Source organism: Mycobacterium sp. 1245852.3 (assembly GCF_001669335.1).
In the GTDB taxonomy this organism is placed as follows: Bacteria; Actinomycetota; Actinomycetes; order Mycobacteriales; family Mycobacteriaceae; genus Mycobacterium; species Mycobacterium europaeum_A.
Map to the genome: position 1 here is coordinate 1 of NZ_LZLL01000117.1, position 556 is coordinate 556.

Annotated in this window: 1 protein-coding gene; it reads left to right on the forward strand. The window is 73.4% G+C overall.

All coding sequences use genetic code 11. The annotated features are described in order from the left end of the window. The coding region (locus tag A9W96_RS05355) for a 1-acyl-sn-glycerol-3-phosphate acyltransferase (protein ID WP_197499405.1) at positions 1-502 on the forward strand (502 nt) is incomplete at its 5' end. Between the last annotated feature and the right edge of the window lie 54 nt (positions 503-556).

Sequence of the window (556 nt, forward strand, 5' to 3'; positions counted from 1 at the left end):
CCGCATCCTGAAGATCATCCCCATCGAGCGGTCCAGTCTGCGGCGGCTGCCCGGCGTGGTCGACGCCGTCGCCCGCCGGCTGCGCGCCGGTCAGACGGTGGTGGCCTTCCCGGAGGGCACCACCTGGTGCGGAGTGTCCGGCGACGATGCCGGTCGGGACACGGCCGGAAAAGAAGCCGGACAATCGCATCAAGGCCGCGGCGCCTTCTACCCGGCGATGTTCCAGGCCGCGATCGATGCCGCCCGCCCGGTGCAGCCCGTGCGGCTGACCTATCACCACGTCGACGGCAGCCCCTCGACGGTGCCGGCCTTCGTCGGCGACGAGACCCTGCTGAGCTCCATTCGGCGGCTGCTCGTCGTGCCGCGCACGCTGGCGCGGGTGCGCGTCGAGTCCCTGCAGCTCCCGGGGACCGACCGGCGCGCCCTGGCCCACCGCTGCCAGTCCGCGGTGGGCGGCGGAACCGCCCGGCGCGCTGGTCACGGGCACGTGCTGGTGGCCTGAGCAAACGGGCGGGCCGGTATCGTGGTTCGCGTCATGGTCTACCTCGAGCCCGGC